The organism is Blastococcus sp. VKM Ac-2987, from assembly GCF_026967805.1.
Lineage (GTDB): Bacteria > Actinomycetota > Actinomycetes > Mycobacteriales > Geodermatophilaceae > Blastococcus.
In genome coordinates, this window is the sequence record NZ_JAPVBG010000002.1 from 809,667 (window position 1) to 821,721 (window position 12,055).

At 74.5% G+C, this 12,055-nt stretch carries 15 protein-coding genes; 10 read left to right on the plus strand and 5 right to left on the minus strand.

Annotated features, from left to right (window positions below):
- The first annotated feature begins 112 nt into the window (after nucleotides 1–112).
- The 3 genes from rplQ to truA are packed head-to-tail and all read left to right on the plus strand — an operon-like array spanning nucleotide 113 to nucleotide 1,999.
- Nucleotides 113–742 carry a 50S ribosomal protein L17 gene (gene rplQ / locus O2W17_RS22205; protein WP_331254301.1) on the plus strand — a complete coding sequence of 210 codons (630 nt, stop codon included), beginning with the start codon at nucleotides 113–115 and terminating at the stop codon, nucleotides 740–742.
- Nucleotides 739–1,128: a hypothetical protein gene (locus tag O2W17_RS12850; RefSeq protein ID WP_269192809.1), complete on the plus strand. Its 390-nt coding sequence runs from the start codon at nucleotides 739–741 to the stop codon at nucleotides 1,126–1,128. Before rplQ ends, O2W17_RS12850 begins: the two co-directional genes overlap by 4 nt.
- 7 nt (nucleotides 1,129–1,135) lie before the next feature.
- Nucleotides 1,136–1,999, plus strand: coding sequence for a tRNA pseudouridine(38-40) synthase TruA (truA, locus tag O2W17_RS12855; RefSeq protein ID WP_269193297.1), 864 nt, complete (start codon nucleotides 1,136–1,138; stop codon nucleotides 1,997–1,999).
- Between the two features lie 6 nt (nucleotides 2,000–2,005).
- Here truA and O2W17_RS12860 read toward each other — a convergent pair whose 3' ends face one another.
- Nucleotides 2,006–2,671 (minus strand): NAD(P)H-binding protein, encoded by a 666-nt coding sequence (locus O2W17_RS12860; protein WP_269192810.1) that lies wholly within the window; start codon nucleotides 2,669–2,671, stop codon nucleotides 2,006–2,008.
- Nucleotides 2,672–2,680: 9 nt separating this feature from the next.
- A complete protein-coding gene (gene mobA / locus O2W17_RS12865; protein ID WP_269192811.1) occupies nucleotides 2,681–3,271 on the minus strand; it encodes a molybdenum cofactor guanylyltransferase in 591 nt (196 codons plus the stop codon).
- Between the two features lie 41 nt (nucleotides 3,272–3,312).
- On the opposite strand from mobA, the gene fdhD reads away from it, so the two are divergent.
- Nucleotides 3,313–4,140 (plus strand): formate dehydrogenase accessory sulfurtransferase FdhD, encoded by an 828-nt coding sequence (gene fdhD / locus O2W17_RS12870; RefSeq protein ID WP_269192812.1) that lies wholly within the window; start codon nucleotides 3,313–3,315, stop codon nucleotides 4,138–4,140.
- 150 nt (nucleotides 4,141–4,290) lie between these two features.
- Here fdhD and O2W17_RS12875 read toward each other — a convergent pair whose 3' ends face one another.
- The 3 genes from O2W17_RS12875 to moeA all read right to left on the minus strand — a co-directional run bounded on the left by O2W17_RS12875 (nucleotide 4,291) and on the right by moeA (nucleotide 6,530).
- A complete protein-coding gene (locus O2W17_RS12875) occupies nucleotides 4,291–4,785 on the minus strand; it encodes a MogA/MoaB family molybdenum cofactor biosynthesis protein (protein WP_269192813.1) in 495 nt (164 codons plus the stop codon).
- A complete protein-coding gene (gene moaC / locus O2W17_RS12880; protein ID WP_269192814.1) occupies nucleotides 4,782–5,255 on the minus strand; it encodes a cyclic pyranopterin monophosphate synthase MoaC in 474 nt (157 codons plus the stop codon). Before moaC ends, O2W17_RS12875 begins: the two co-directional genes overlap by 4 nt.
- Nucleotides 5,256–5,330: 75 nt before the next feature.
- Nucleotides 5,331–6,530, minus strand: a complete 1,200-nt coding sequence (gene moeA, locus O2W17_RS12885; RefSeq protein WP_269192815.1) for a molybdopterin molybdotransferase MoeA — start codon at nucleotides 6,528–6,530, stop codon at nucleotides 5,331–5,333.
- Between the two features lie 87 nt (nucleotides 6,531–6,617).
- On the opposite strand from moeA, the gene O2W17_RS12890 reads away from it, so the two are divergent.
- The 6 genes from O2W17_RS12890 (at nucleotide 6,618) to O2W17_RS12915 (ending at nucleotide 11,999) form a co-directional block, all read left to right on the plus strand.
- Nucleotides 6,618–7,103, plus strand: coding sequence for a beta-class carbonic anhydrase (locus O2W17_RS12890; protein WP_269192816.1), 486 nt, complete (start codon nucleotides 6,618–6,620; stop codon nucleotides 7,101–7,103).
- 224 nt (nucleotides 7,104–7,327) lie between these two features.
- The gene (gene rplM / locus O2W17_RS12895; RefSeq protein WP_269192817.1) at nucleotides 7,328–7,771 is read left to right on the plus strand and encodes a 50S ribosomal protein L13; all 444 of its coding nucleotides are present in this window, start codon (nucleotides 7,328–7,330) and stop codon (nucleotides 7,769–7,771) included.
- Entirely contained in the window at nucleotides 7,768–8,187 is a 420-nt protein-coding gene (gene rpsI, locus O2W17_RS12900) for a 30S ribosomal protein S9 (protein ID WP_346620114.1), read from the plus strand. The genes rplM and rpsI overlap by 4 nt, the downstream gene beginning before the upstream one ends.
- Before the next feature lie 20 nt (nucleotides 8,188–8,207).
- Nucleotides 8,208–9,554, plus strand: a complete 1,347-nt coding sequence (gene glmM / locus O2W17_RS12905) for a phosphoglucosamine mutase (RefSeq protein WP_269192818.1) — start codon at nucleotides 8,208–8,210, stop codon at nucleotides 9,552–9,554.
- An 84-nt stretch (nucleotides 9,555–9,638) separates the two neighbouring features.
- A complete protein-coding gene (glmS, locus tag O2W17_RS12910) occupies nucleotides 9,639–11,501 on the plus strand; it encodes a glutamine--fructose-6-phosphate transaminase (isomerizing) (RefSeq protein WP_269192819.1) in 1,863 nt (620 codons plus the stop codon).
- A gap of 111 nt (nucleotides 11,502–11,612) precedes the next feature.
- Nucleotides 11,613–11,999 (plus strand): holo-ACP synthase, encoded by a 387-nt coding sequence (locus O2W17_RS12915; protein WP_269192820.1) that lies wholly within the window; start codon nucleotides 11,613–11,615, stop codon nucleotides 11,997–11,999.
- Nucleotides 12,000–12,055: the final 56 nt, after the last annotated feature.

The window sequence follows — 12,055 nt, forward strand, 5'->3', positions numbered from 1 at the left end:
GGGGCGCGCCAGACTGACGCCACGAGCAGTGCAGCACCACCGCAGTACGGACGACAGCAGCATCACGGATGCAGCCGGCAGCGAGCGCCCGGCCGCCTGAGGAAGGACCGACATGCCCACCCCCACCAAGGGCCCCCGTCTCGGCGGGTCCCCCGCGCACGAGCGGCTGATGCTGGCCAACCTGGCCACCTCGCTGTTCGAGCACGGGCGGATCACCACGACCGAGGCGAAGGCCAAGCGGCTCCGTCCGCTGGCCGAGAAGCTGGTGACCTTCGCCAAGCGCGGTGACCTGCACGCCCGTCGTCAGGTCATGACGACCATCCGTGACAAGGACGTCGTCCACACGCTGTTCGCCGAGATCGGTCCTCGCTTCGAGAACCGTCCCGGTGGCTACACCCGCATCACCAAGGTCGGTCCGCGCAAGGGCGACAACGCCCCCATGGCGGTCATCGAGCTGGTCGAGGCCCTGACCGTCGCACAGCAGGCCGTCGGCGAGGCCGAGCGGGCCCGTGGGACCCAGTTCGCCTCCGGTGCCGGCGCGGCCTCTGCGGCCGGCGAGGTCACGGCGGACGCCGTCGAGCCGACGGACGCCGTCGAGCCCGCCGATCCCGCGGACTCGGCCGACAGCGTCGACTCGGTCGACAGCGCCGACTCGGCCGACAGCGCGGACTCGGCGGACACCCCGGACGAGGCCGTCGTCGAGGCGCCGGCCGCTGAGGACGAGGGCACGGCCGCGCGATGAGCAACCCCGAGAACGTCGCCGGTGCGGGCGCGGCCGGCGTGTCCGCCGGCGGCGGCGACCATGGTGCCACGTTCGAGGGTGAGACCACCGGTCCCGGCGGGGACACCTCCCCGGCCGTGACCGCATCGTCCCCCGCCCACCCGAGCGTCACCGACGAGGCGCAGGAGATCGTCACCGACGTCTACAACCCCGACGGTGACCGGCAGGACGACGGCGACGTGACGCCGGAGCCCGAGCGGCAGAACGCCGCGGTCGTCGAGGACCCGGTCCTCTCGCCCGAGGTCGCCAGCGCGGCCGCTGCGGAGATCGAGGCCGCCGAGCTCGGCGACGCCGCCACGGCCAGCCAGCAGTACCAGGGCGGCGACGCCGCGCCCGACCCGAAGTGACCGGCCGCTGACCACGGATCAGCGCCAGGACGAGCCCGCCACCGACCCCGGTGGCGGGCTCGTCCGTCTCCGTCTCGCGGTCCAGTACGACGGCACGGGTTTCCACGGATGGGCCCGGCAACCGGGCCTGCGAACCGTGCAGGACGAGCTCGAACGGGGCCTGGCCACGGTGCTGCGGACCGACGTGGACCTCACCGTGGCCGGCCGCACCGACGCCGGGGTGCACGCCACCGGGCAGGTGGTGCACGCCGACGTGGTCCGCGGCGTGTGGGAGGCGCAGCGGGAGAAGCTGGTCCGCCGGCTGCGTGGGGTGCTGCCGCCGGACATCGCCGTCGCGCAGGTGGCGGAGGCGCACCCGGACTTCGACGCCCGCTTCGGAGCGCTCGCGCGGCACTACGTGTACCGGCTGACCGACGCACCGGCCGGGCCCTCGCCGCTGCGCCGGGCCGACACCGTCGCCTGGCCCCGCCGGCTGGACGCCTCGGCGATGGACCTCGCCGCCGGCCTCCTGCTGGGCCAGCACGACTTCGCCGCCTTCTGCAGGCGCCGCGAGGGGGCGACGACGATCCGGACACTGCTGCGGCTGACCGTGGCCCGCTGCCGGGAGGACGACGGCTCCGAGACCGTGCGGGTCGACGCCTCGGCCGACGCGTTCTGCCACTCGATGGTGCGCAGCCTGGTCGGTGGGCTGATCGCGGTCGGGGAGGGCCGGCGGCCGCTGGACTGGCCGGCCGGCCTCCTCACCCGCACGGAGCGCGCGAACGACGTGCCGGTCGCGCCGGCCCACGGGCTGACGCTGGTGGCGGTGGACTACCCGGGCGACGCCGAGCTGGCCGCCCGCGCGACGGTCACCCGCGCCCGTCGGGCCTGACGCCGGTCACGGCACGGCGCTGACCGCCTCCGGCACGGGCGTCCCGCCGGACACCAGTTCCACGACGGCGCCGTCCCGGGGCGAGTCCAGGAAGGCGAGCAGCACCGCGGCGACGTCGTCGCGGGGGATGTCGCCCCGGTCCACGTGCCGGTCGAGGGTGACCCGGCCGGTGCCGGGATCGTCGGTGAGGCTGCCCGGCCGCAGGACGGTCACGGCGAGCGCGGGACGGGCGAGGAGGTCCTGCTCGGCGGCCAGCTTGGCCCGCAGGTAGGCGGCGAACACGTCGTCGACGCCCTCGGGCTGGGCGCCGTCGGCCACCAGGTCGGCGCCCATGGAGGAGACCAGCAGGTAGGTGCGCACCCCGGCCCGCTCGGCGGCGTCGGCCAGGAGGACCGCGGCGCCGCGGTCGACGGTGTCCTTGCGGGCCGCGCCGCTGCCGGGCCCGGCTCCGGCGGCGAAGACGACCGCATCGGCGCCGGAGAGGATCTCGGCCACCTCCTCGACCGACGCGGACTCGAGGTCCAGGACCACCGGCGTGACGCCGTCGTCCTCCAGGTCGGACCGGTGGTCGGGGTTGCGGACGAGGCCGAGGACGGTGTCGTCGCGGGCGGTGAGCAGACGGCCGAGGCGGCGGGCAACCTGCCCGTGGGCCCCGGCGAGGACGATGCGCATGCCCAGGCCCTACCCGTGACCGCGGCGAGCTACCTCCCGGGCCCGGGCCAGCTCCTCGGGGGTGTCGCAGTCCAGCCACGGCGGCACCTCGCCCGGCGGCGGGGACGGGTGGTGCCGCTCCACCGCGAGGTCGGCCACGGCGCGGTGCAGCGCCCGTGGGCCCTCCGGGTCGCCCACCGCCGTGCGCAGCGCCGCCGTGCGCCACACGCCCAGCAGGAGCTGGTCCCGGCCGGTGTCGTCGACGACGAGGACCCCGTCCCGGTGCAGGCGCCGGCGCAGCTCGACGACCAGCGCGCGGCTCACGAACGGGAGGTCGCCGGCGAGCACCGCCACGACCTCGGCGTCCACGGCCGCCAGCCCGGCCCGCAGCGCCGCGACGGGTCCACCGCCCGGTGGGTCCTCGCGGGTCAGGACGACGTCCTGCGGGACCGGCTGGGGAGGGCCGACCACGACCCTTCGCCCGGCGTCGGCCACGGCGTCCAGGACGGCGGCGAGCATCGTCCGGTCGCCCACGCGCAGCTGCGGCTTGGCCTGCCCGCCCAGCCGCTGGGCCCGGCCGCCGGCCAGCACCACGGCCGCGTACGGCGGGAGCTCCTCCATGGCAGCACCGTAGGCCGCCGGGCGTGGGTACCGTCCAGGTCGTGGGACGAGTCACCAGCCGCACCCCGGTGCTGCGCATCCGAGGTCAGCACCGCACCACCCGGCCCGACGCCGTCGCCGCGGAGGAGCCCCTGGAGATCCGGCTGAACGGCACGCCGCTGGCGGTGACCATGCGGACGCCCGGCGACGACTTCGACCTGGTGCACGGCTTCCTCGCCACCGAGGGCGCGATCCGCGGGGCCGACGACGTGGCCGGCCTGCGCTACTGCGACTCCGTGGACGCCGACGGGCGCAACACCTACAACGTCGTCGACGTCGACCTCGCCCCCGGCGTGCCGGTACCCGACACCGGGCTGGAGCGGAACTTCTACACGTCCAGCTCCTGCGGGGTGTGCGGCAAGGCCAGCATCGACGCGATCCGCACCAAGACCGCCTACGACGTCGCCGCCGACCCGGTGCGCCTGCCGCTGGAGGTGCTCCTCGCGCTGCCGGACCGCCTGCGGGCCGCCCAGCAGGTCTTCGACAAGACCGGTGGGCTGCACGCGGCGGGGCTGTTCACGGCCGGCGGGGAGCTGGGAGCGGTGCGCGAGGACGTCGGCCGGCACAACGCCGTGGACAAGGTGATCGGCGACGGCGTCCGCGCCGGCCGGCTGCCCCTGGCCGGGCACGTGCTGATGGTGAGCGGCCGGGCGAGCTTCGAGCTGACCCAGAAGGCGGCGATGGCCGGCATCCCGGTGCTGGCCGCGGTGTCGGCGCCGTCGTCCCTGGCCGTGGAGCTGGCCCGCGAGGTAGGCATCACGCTCGTGGGCTTCCTCCGCGGCGACGGCTGCAACGTCTACACCCACCAGGAACGCATCCAACTCGACTGACACGGGCACGGGAACCTCGGGAGGTGAGCCGCCCCGCGAGGTGACCGCAGGAGCGGCGGCCGGAGGCCTCCGCGACGGAGGTCAGGATCCGCTCAGCGCGCCTGGGGAACGGCACCTGGCCGCGGTGCGGTCCGGAGGACCGCAATGTGCTCAGTGATCGCCGCCGCGGAGCTGGCTCACCACGTGGGGGAGCAGCGGCCCGAGGACGGCGAGGCCGTCCTTCACGCCGCCGGTGGACCCGGGCAGGTTCACGATCAGCGTGCGGGCCGCGGTGCCGGCCACGCCGCGGGAGAGCACCGCCGTCGGCACCCCGTTGCCGGCCCCGTAGCGCCGGACCGCCTCGGCCAGGCCCGGGGCCTCCCGCTCGAGCACCCGGCGGGTGGCCTCCGGGGTGACGTCGGTGGGGGAGAGGCCGGTGCCGCCGGTGGTGACCACGACGTCGACGCCGAGGTCGACCGCCGCCCGGAGGACCGCCTCCAGCTCGTCCACGTCGTCGGGGCGCACGTGCGGCCCCTCGACGGCGAAGCCCAGCTCGCGCAGCCCGGCGGCGACCGCCTGGCCGCTGCGGTCCTCGTAGACGCCGGCGTAGGCGCGGTTCGAGGCGGTGAGCACCAGCGCCCGAGCGCTCGCGGGGAGCTCGCTCACCGGGTCCACTCCCCGCTCTTGCCGCCGCTCTTGCGCAGCAGCCGGACGTCGGTGATGGACGCCCGCGGATCGACCGCCTTCACCATGTCGATCATGGTCAGCCCGGCCACGGTGACCGAGGTCAGCGCCTCCATCTCCACGCCGGTGCGGTCGGCGGTGCGGGCGGTGGCGGTGATCTCGACGGCGTCGTCGGTCACCTCGAGCTCGACGGTGACCCCGTGCAGCGCGATGGGGTGGCACAGCGGGACGAGGTCGGGGGTCCGCTTCGCCCCGGCGATGCCCGCGATCCGGGCGACCGCGACGGCGTCGCCCTTCGGCACCCCCGTCCCGCGGAGCAGGGCGACGACCTCCGGGCTGACCAGCACGCGGCCGGCGGCGGTGGCCTCCCGCGCGGTGACCGCCTTGGCGCTGACGTCGACCATGCGCGCGGCACCGTGCTCGTCGACGTGGGTGAGCCGCGGTCCGGTCATCGTCTGCCTCCTTCGTCGGTCACTGCGTTCCCCTGTCCGTCCCCGCGCTCGCTGCGCTGATCACCCGCCGTGGACTCACTGGAGGGCTCCTTCGATCAGCACGACGTCGACCTCGGCGTCGGCGGGCAGTTCGGTGACGTCCTCGGGGACGACCACCAGGCAGTTGGCGCGGGCCAGGTGCGCCACCAGGTGCGACCCGGGGCCGCCGACCTGGGATACCACCCCGCCGTCGTAGCGACCGCGCAGGAACTGGCGGCGCCCGGCGGGGGAGCGCAGCGGGCCGGCCAGCCGGGCGGGCACCCGCAGCCGGTCGGGCGCGGTGTGCCCGAGGGCGCGACGCAGCGCCGGGCGGACGAAGACCTCGAAGGAGACGAAGGCGCTCACCGGGTTGCCGGGGAGGGTCACCACCGGCACGCCGTCGACCGTGCCGGCCCCCTGCGGCCCGCCGGGCTGCATGGCGACCTTGACGAACTCGACGGTGCCCAGCGTGCGGAAGGCGTCCTTGACGACCTCGTAGGCGCCGGCGCTCACCCCGCCGCTGGTGACCAGCAGGTCTGCCGTCGCCAGCTCGGCGCGCACCGTGGCCAGGAACTGGTCGACGTCGTCGGGGACGAAGTGGAGCCGCCGGGCGGATCCGCCCGCCTCCTCGACCGCGGCGACCAACAGGGTGGAGTTGGACTCGTAGATCTGCCCGGGGGCGAGCTCCTCGCCGGGCGCGACCAGCTCGCTGCCCGTGGAGAGCACCAGCACGCGGGGACGCCGCCGGACGGGCAGCTCGGTGACGCCCACCGCGGCGGCCAGCCCGAGCTGCGCGGCGCCGAGCGGCGCACCGGGGGAGAGGGCGACGGTGCCGGCCGCGATGTCCTCGCCGGCGCGGCGCAGGTGGCTGCCGGCGGGCGGGCAGTCCCGCAGCTCGACGACGTCGGTGCCGCCGTCGGTGAGCTCCACCGGGACGACGACGTCGGCACCCGGGGGCAGCGGGGCGCCGGTCATGATGCGGTGCACGGTGCCCGGCGCCAGCGGCACGACGTCGGTGCGCCCGGCCGGGATGTCCTCGGCCACCGGCAGCCGTACGGGCAGGCCCGCGCCGCCGACCTCGGCCCACCGGGCGGCGTAGCCGTCCATCGCGGAGTTGTCGAACCCCGGCAGCGCCACGGCGGCGACGACGTCGCCGGCCAGCACCCGGCCGTGGGCCGCCGCCAGCGGCACCGTCTCCCGGGGGGAGGCCGGCAGCAGGGCGTCCACCACCGCCTGGTGTTCCTCGACCGTGCGCACCGGCCCATCCTGGCCGATTCCCCCCGGGCGCACCTCGGCGGCCGCCCGTTACTGTCCCCGGCACGACCAGGAGACGGAGGGTGCCGCGTGGCCGAGATCGACCGGATGCTCGAGGCGAACGAGCAGTGGGCGGAGCAGTTCCCCGGCAGCAAGCCGGTCGCGCCGGCGCGGAAGGTCGCCGTCGTGGCCTGCATGGACTCCCGCATGCCGCTGTTCGGCCTGCTGGGTCTCGCGGTCGGCGACGCGCACGTCATCCGCAACGCCGGCGGCGTCATCACCGAGGACACCATCCGCTCGCTGACCATCTCCCAGCACCTGCTCGGCACCCGCGAGACCGTGCTGGTGCACCACACCGACTGCGGCCTGCAGAAGAGCAACGACGTCGACTTCGCCGACCTGGTCGAGAAGGCGACCGGCCGGCGCCCGCCGTGGGCGGCGCGCACCTTCACCGACGTGGACGCCGACGTGCGCGAGTCGATGCGGCTGCTGCGCGACTCCCCGTACCTGCTCTCGCACGAGGTGCGGGGCACGGTGTACGACGTCGAGACCGGTCGGCTGCGCGAGGTCCGCTGACAGCTCCGGGAGCATCGCAGCGAGGAACGAGCGAGGAGCGGACCGGGGCGCGGAAGCGGACGGTGGGCCGGTCCCCTGAGCGGAGGGCGTCGCTCGGTGGCTCCCTGGTATCGTGACCGGCTGGCGCGCGCAAGCCGGCTGGTGCCCGCGCGTCGTTCCTGTCTCCCGTGCTCGGTGAGGCGATCCCACCAGCCATCCCGACGACGACGGAGGACACGAGCGCCGTGCGCACGTACACCCCCAAGCCCGGTCAGGTCGACCGGGCCTGGCTCGTCATCGACGCCACCGATGTGGTGCTCGGTCGACTGGCCAGCCAGACCGCGCAGCTCCTGCGCGGCAAGCACAAGCCCCAGTACGCCCCGCACGTGGACGTCGGCGACTTCGTCGTCATCGTCAACGCCGGCAAGGTCGCCCTCACCGGGTCGAAGCGGGACGACAAGGTCGCCTACCGCCACTCCGGCCACCCGGGCGGCCTGAAGACCATCAACGTCGGCGACCAGCTTCGCACGCACCCCGACCGCGTCGTCGAGCGCGCGATCAAGGGCATGCTGCCGCACAACAGCCTCGGTCGGCAGATGCTCAAGAAGCTCAAGGTCTACGCCGGCCCGGAGCACCCGCACGCCGCGCAGCAGCCCCAGACCTACGAGATCAAGCAGGTGGCCCAGTGACCAGCGCTCTGACCGTGACCGACGCCGAGGGGCGTCCGGTCCAGACCGTCGGGCGGCGCAAGGAAGCGGTCGTCCGCGTCCGGCTGCTCCCCGGCACCGGCCAGTTCAAGCTGAACGGCCGCACCCTCGAGGAGTACTTCCCCAACAAGGTGCACCAGCAGCTCATCCGTGAGCCGTTCGTGACCCTGGAGAAGGGCGAGCAGTACGACGTCGTGGGCCTGCTCAAGGGCGGCGGCGTCACGGGTCAGGCCGGCGCGCTGCGCCTGGCCATCGCCCGCGCCCTCATCGAGATCGAGGCCGAGGACCGCCCGGCCCTCAAGAAGGCCGGCTTCCTGACCCGTGACCCGCGGGTCAAGGAGCGCAAGAAGTACGGGCTCAAGAAGGCCCGCAAGGCGCCTCAGTACTCCAAGCGCTGACCGGCACGGCTGCACCGGTTATGGGGGGGAGACTCTTCGGGACCGACGGCGTCCGCGGTCGGGCCAACTCCGACCTCACGCCGGAGCTGGCCCTCTCGGTGGCCCGTGCCGCCGCAAGCGTGCTCGCCGACCGCGACGGGACCTCGCGTCCCGTCGCGGTCGTCGGCCGTGACCCCCGCGCCAGCGGGGAGATGCTCGAGGCCGCGGTCGTCGCGGGTCTCACGAGCGCCGGAGCCGAGGTGCTCCTCGCCGGGGTGGTCCCCACGCCGGCGCTGGCCTGGCTCACCGGCCGCAGCGACGCCGACCTCGGCGTCATGATCTCCGCCAGCCACAACCCGATGCCGGACAACGGCATCAAGCTGTTCAGCCGGGGCGGGCACAAGCTGCCCGACGCCGTCGAGGCCGCGATCGAGCTGGCGGTGACCTCCGGCTCCTCTGACGGGCACCGCCCCACCGGTGGCCAGATCGGCCGCGCCCGCGCGCTCGCCGACGGTGGCGACGCCTACGTCGATCACCTGCTGTCGACCGTGGACCGCCCGCTGACCGGGCTCTCCGTCGTCGTCGACGCAGCGCACGGCGCCGCCGCCACCGCCGCGCCCGAGGTCTACCGCCGCGCCGGGGCCACCGTGCACGCGATCGGCTGCGACCCCGACGGCTGGAACATCAACGACGGGGTCGGGTCGACGCACCTGGGTCCGCTGATCGAGGCGGTCCGCGAGCGCGGCGCCGACATCGGCGTCGCCCACGACGGGGACGCCGACCGCTGCCTGGCCGTCACCGCCGCGGGCGAGGTCGTCGACGGCGACGCCATCCTCGCGGTGTGCGCGCTGGCCCTGCACGAGCGCGGGGCTCTGAAGTCCGACACCGTCGTCGCGACGGTCATGAGCAACCTCGGCTTCCACCACGCGATGCGCGACGCCGGCATCTCGGTGAGCACCACCGCCGTCGGTGACCGCTACGTGCTGGAGGCGCTGCGCGCCTCCGACCTGAGCCTCGGCGGGGAGCAGAGCGGGCACCTGGTCTTCCTGGAGCACGCCACCACCGGCGACGGGCTGCTCACCGGCCTCGCCCTGCTGTCCCGGATGGCCGCGACCGGCGCCTCGCTGGCGGAGCTGACCTCCGTGGTGCAGCGGCTGCCGCAGGTGCTGGTCAACGTCCCCGTCCACGACCGGCTGGCCGTGGCCGCGAGCGACGAGGTCGCCGCCGCCGTCAACGCCGTCGAGTCGGAGCTCGGCGACTCCGGCCGCGTGCTGCTGCGGCCGTCGGGTACCGAGCAGCTGGTCCGGGTGATGGTGGAGGCCCCCACGCAGGAGCAGGCCGACGAGGTCGCCCAGCGTCTCGCGGCCGTCGTCGCGGCGGTCCGCTGACCCGGCTCGCCCACCTCACCCGTCGGAGCGTCCCCGTCCGCGGGTGAGCACGGCTGCACGACCGGCCCCGGTACCCTCGGTCCAATGTGCGGCATCGTGGGATACGTCGGCCCCCAGGACGCTACCGGCGTCGTCCTCGAGGGGCTGCGCCGGCTCGAGTACCGCGGGTACGACTCGGCCGGCATCGCCGTCGTCGCCGCCGGTGAGCTGAGCTCGGCGAAGAAGGCCGGCAAGCTGGCCAACCTGGAGAAGGTGCTGGCCGACCAGCCGCTCCCGGCGGCCACCATCGGCATCGGGCACACCCGCTGGGCCACCCACGGCGGCCCGACCGACCGCAACGCCCACCCGCACGTGTCCGCCGACGGCTCCGTCGCGGTCATCCACAACGGGATCATCGAGAACTTCGCGGCGTTGCGCGCCGAGTGCGAGACGGCCGGGATCGAGTTCACCTCCGAGACCGACACCGAGGTGGTCGCCCACCTGCTGGCCGCGGTCTACGAGAGCACCCCGGCGGGCCCCGGGCGGCTGGCCGAGGCCATGCGCGCGGTCTGCCAGCGGCTTGAGGGCGCCTTCACCCTCGTCGCCACGCACGTCGCCGAGCCCGACACCCTGGTCGCCGCCCGGCGCAGCAGCCCGCTGGTGGTCGGCGTCGGGGAGGGCGAGTACTTCCTCGGGTCCGACGTCGCCGCGTTCATCGGCCACACCCGCGAGGCCCGCGAGCTCGGCCAGGACCAGGTCGTGGAGATCGACCGCACCCGCGGCCTCTCGGTCACCGGCTTCGACGGGACGCCGGCCGAGCCGACGGCCTACACGGTCGACTGGGACGCCGCCGCCGCCGAGAAGGGCGGCTACGACTGGTTCATGCTCAAGGAGATCGCCGAGCAGCCGCAGGCGATCGCCGACACCCTGCTGGGCCGCCTGGCCGAGAACGGCGAGCTGGTGCTCGACGAGGTGCGCCTGTCGGACCAGGAGCTGCGCGACATCGACAAGATCTTCGTCGTCTCCTGCGGCACCAGCTACCACGCCGGCCTGATCGCGAAGTACGCCATCGAGCACTGGACCCGCATCCCCGTCGAGGTGGAGGTGGCCAGCGAGTTCCGCTACCGCGACCCGGTCCTCGACCGATCCACCCTCGTCGTCGTCATCAGCCAGTCCGGCGAGACGATGGACACGTTGATGGCGCTGCGGCACGCCAAGGACCAGAAGGCCCGCGTGCTGGCCATCTGCAACGCCAACGGCTCGACCATCCCGCGGGAGTCCGACGCCGTCCTCTACACCCACGCCGGCCCCGAGATCGCCGTCGCCTCGACCAAGGCGTTCCTCGCCCAGATCGTCGCCTGCTACCTGGTGGGGCTGTTCCTGGCGCAGGTGCGCGGGGTGAAGTACGAGGACGAGGTCGCCGCGATCGTCGACGACCTGCGCCGGCTGCCCGAGGCCGTGACCGAGGTGCTCACCGGCATGGAGGAGGTGCGCGCGCTGGGTCGCTCCCTGGCCGACGCGGGCACGATCCTCTTCCTGGGGCGCCACGTCGGCTTCCCGGTGGCGCTCGAGGGCGCGCTGAAGCTCAAGGAGCTGGCCTACATCCACGCCGAGGGCTTCGCCGCGGGTGAGCTGAAGCACGGGCCGATCGCCGTCATCGACCAGGGCACCCCGGTCATCGTCATCGTGCCGTCGCCGCGCAGCCGGAACTCGGTGCACGGCAAGGTCGTCTCGAACATCCAGGAGGTCCGGGCGCGCGGGGCACGCACGATCGTCATCGCCGAGGAGGGCGACGACGACGTGGTGCCCTACGCCGACCACCTGATCCGGGTGCCGCGCACGCCCACGCTCATGGCCCCGGTGGTCACGACGGTGCCGCTCCAGGTGCTGGCCTGCGAGATCGCCGACACCCGTGGCTACGACGTCGACCAGCCGCGGAACCTGGCCAAGAGCGTCACCGTCGAGTAGTCCCGTCGATGATCAGGTGACCTGGTCATCAGGGGTCCTGGCTCACGGTCGACGGTGAGCCAGGACCCCGTGCGGTGAGCCAGGACGACGGCGGGGCGGCAGACTGGACCGGTGATCATCGGAGTCGGGATCGACGTCGTGCCGGTGGAGCGTTTCGCCGAGTCGCTCACCCGGACACCGGGGTTGCGGGACCGGCTGTTCACCGCGGACGAGCAGCGGACCCCGTCGGGGTCTCCGCGCACCGGTGAGTCGCTGGCCGCCCGATTCGCCGCCAAGGAGGCGCTCGCCAAGGCCCTCGGCGCCCCCGGCGACCTGCGCTGGCACGACGCCGAGGTGACCGTCGGCGAGCACGGCCGCCCGCACCTCGTGGTCCGCGGCTCGGTGGCCGGCCGGGCGGCGCAGCTCGGCGTCACCGCCTGGCACGTCTCGCTCAGCCACGACGGCGGCATCGCGTCGGCGGTCGTGGTCGCCGAGGGGCTGGGCCGGGAGACCACATGACCGAGCGTGCGAGGTCATGCAGGAGCAGAGCATGGCGCCCGATCGCGGATCCGACG

What these genes read in the sequence shown, in the direction of transcription:
- rplQ (WP_331254301.1), top strand. Translation starts at nt 113, where the DNA reads ATGCCCACCCCCACCAAGGGCCCCCGTCTCGGCGGGTCCCCCGCGCAC.
- O2W17_RS12850 (WP_269192809.1), top strand. Translation starts at nt 739, where the DNA reads ATGAGCAACCCCGAGAACGTCGCCGGTGCGGGCGCGGCCGGCGTGTCC.
- O2W17_RS12860 (WP_269192810.1), bottom strand. Translation starts at nt 2,671, where the DNA reads ATGCGCATCGTCCTCGCCGGGGCCCACGGGCAGGTTGCCCGCCGCCTC.
- mobA (WP_269192811.1), bottom strand. Translation starts at nt 3,271, where the DNA reads ATGGAGGAGCTCCCGCCGTACGCGGCCGTGGTGCTGGCCGGCGGCCGG.
- moaC (WP_269192814.1), bottom strand. Translation starts at nt 5,255, where the DNA reads ATGACCGGACCGCGGCTCACCCACGTCGACGAGCACGGTGCCGCGCGC.
- glmM (WP_269192818.1), top strand. Translation starts at nt 8,208, where the DNA reads ATGGGGGGGAGACTCTTCGGGACCGACGGCGTCCGCGGTCGGGCCAAC.
- glmS (WP_269192819.1), top strand. Translation starts at nt 9,639, where the DNA reads ATGTGCGGCATCGTGGGATACGTCGGCCCCCAGGACGCTACCGGCGTC.